The sequence below is a fragment of the Frigoribacterium sp. PhB116 genome (assembly GCF_004364285.1).
Taxonomy (GTDB): Bacteria; Actinomycetota; Actinomycetes; order Actinomycetales; family Microbacteriaceae; genus Frigoribacterium.
Genome location: NZ_SOBE01000008.1, coordinates 1,790 through 4,325 on the forward strand (window position 1 = coordinate 1,790; position 2,536 = coordinate 4,325).

1 rRNA gene (only partly in view) is annotated in these 2,536 nt (G+C 54.4%); it reads left to right on the plus strand.

The features are described from left to right. Positions 1-66: 66 nt before the first annotated feature. Positions 67-2,536, plus strand: a 23S ribosomal RNA gene (locus EDF20_RS15535); it runs 849 nt beyond the window's last position.

A 2,536-nucleotide genomic window follows, 5' to 3' on the forward strand; every position in this document is an offset into this window, starting at 1 on the left:
CCTTTAGGTGTGGTTGGCGAATGAGATAACACTGAGCTGCCGGCTTTTGGCTGGCAGCAACTTTGTGGTCAAGTTTCTAAGAGCAAACGGTGGATGCCTTGGCATCTGGAGCCGAAGAAGGACGTAGAAATCTGCGATAAGCCTCGGGGAGCTGATAATCGAGCCCTGATCCGAGGATGTCCGAATGGGGAAACCCCGCCAGGCGTTTTGACCTGGTGACTCCCGCCTGAATATATAGGGCGGGTAGAGGGAACGTGGGGAAGTGAAACATCTCAGTACCCACAGGAAGAGAAAACAACAGTGATTCCGTCAGTAGTGGCGAGCGAAATCGGAAGAGGCTAAACCGGTCATGTGTGATAGACGGCGGTCGTTGCATGGTCGGGGTTGTGGGACCCGTTGTCCTGTTCTGCCGGACAGGAGCAGTTACAGCGCAGTATAGGCGAACAGCTTTGAATGGCTGGTCATAGAGGGTGCGAACCCCGTAGCCGAAATGCTGGCGCTGGCTGAATGGGGATCCCAAGTAGCTCGGGGCCCGAGAAATCCCGTGTGAATCTGTCAGGACCACCTGATAAGCCTAAATACTCCCAGATGACCGATAGCGGACAAGTACCGTGAGGGAAAGGTGAAAAGTACCCCGGGAGGGGAGTGAAATAGTACCTGAAACCGTTTGCTTACAAACCGTTGGAGCCTCCTTGTAGGGGTGACAGCGTGCCTTTTGAAGAATGAGCCTGCGAGTTAGCGATATGTGGCGAGGTTAACCCGTGTGGGGTAGCCGTAGCGAAAGCGAGTCTTAAGAGGGCGATACAGTCGCATGTCCTAGACCCGAAGCGAAGTGATCTATCCATGGCCAGGTTGAAGCGACGGTAAGACGTCGTGGAGGACCGAACCCACTTCAGTTGAAAATGGAGGGGATGAGCTGTGGATAGGGGTGAAAGGCCAATCAAACTTCGTGATAGCTGGTTCTCTCCGAAATGCATTTAGGTGCAGCGTTGCGTGTTTCTTGCCGGAGGTAGAGCTACTGGATGGCCGATGGGGCCCAAAAGCTTACTGACGTCAGCCAAACTCCGAATGCCGGTAAGTGAGAGCGCAGCAGTGAGACAGTGGGGGATAAGCTTCATTGTCGAGAGGGAAACAACCCAGACTACCAGCTAAGGTCCCTAAGCGTGTGCTAAGTGGGAAAGGATGTGGAGTTGCAGAGACAACCAGGAGGTTGGCTTAGAAGCAGCCACCCTTGAAAGAGTGCGTAATAGCTCACTGGTCAAGTGATTCCGCGCCGACAATGTAACGGGGCTCAAGCACACCACCGAAGCTGTAGATTTCGTATTATAGACAAGCCTTCGTGGTTCAGTCGTACGGAGTGGTAGGAGAGCGTCGTGTGGCCAGTGAAGCGGCGGTGTAAACCAGCCGTGGAGGCCACACGAGTGAGAATGCAGGCATGAGTAGCGAAAGACGGGTGAGAAACCCGTCCTCCGAAAGACCAAGGGTTCCAGGGCCAGGTTAATCCGCCCTGGGTAAGTCGGGACCTAAGGCGAGGCCGACAGGCGTAGTCGATGGACAACGGGTTGATATTCCCGTACCGGCGAAGAACCGCCCAAGATAATCCAGTGGTGCTAAGAGTCCTAACCCGGCTGAGTGGATCCCTTCGGGGTGATGCCGGCCGGTCTAACGCTCGACCCCATGCTGGTGCGTTTAGCGTATTAACAGGTGTGACGCAGGAAGGTAGCTGAGCCAGGCGATGGTATCCGTAAGGTGAACCTGGTGTAAGGATGTAGGGCTGACGATAGGCAAATCCGTCGTCAATGCGCCTGAGATCCGATGCGTACCCCGATTGGGGGAAATCAGTGATCCTATGCTGCCGAGAAAAGCATCGACGCGAGGTTCAAGCCGCCCGTACCCCAAACCGACTCAGGTGGTCAGGTAGAGAATACCAAGGAGATCGAGAGAATCGTGGTTAAGGAACTCGGCAAAATGCCCCCGTAACTTCGGGAGAAGGGGGGCCGGAACCGTGATGGGATTTACTCCCGGAGCGGGAAAGGCCGCAGAGACCAGTGGGAAGCGACTGTTTACTAAAAACACAGGTCCGTGCCAAGTCGCAAGACGATGTATACGGACTGACGCCTGCCCGGTGCTGGAAGGTTAAGAGGAACGGTTAGCGCAAGCGAAGCTGAGAATTTAAGCCCCAGTAAACGGCGGTGGTAACTATAACCATCCTAAGGTAGCGAAATTCCTTGTCGGGTAAGTTCCGACCTGCACGAATGGCGTAACGACTTCCCAGCTGTCTCAACCGCGAACTCGGCGAAATTGCACTACGAGTAAAGATGCTCGTTACGCGCAGCAGGACGGAAAGACCCCGTGACCTTTACTACAGCTTGGTATTGGTGTTCGGAGTGGCTTGTGTAGGATAGGTGGGAGACTGTGAAGCTTGGACGCTAGTTCAGGCGGAGTCATTGTTGAAATACCACTCTGGTCACTTTGGATATCTAACTACGAACCGTGATCCGGTTCTGGGACAGTGCCTGGTGGGTAGTTTAACTGG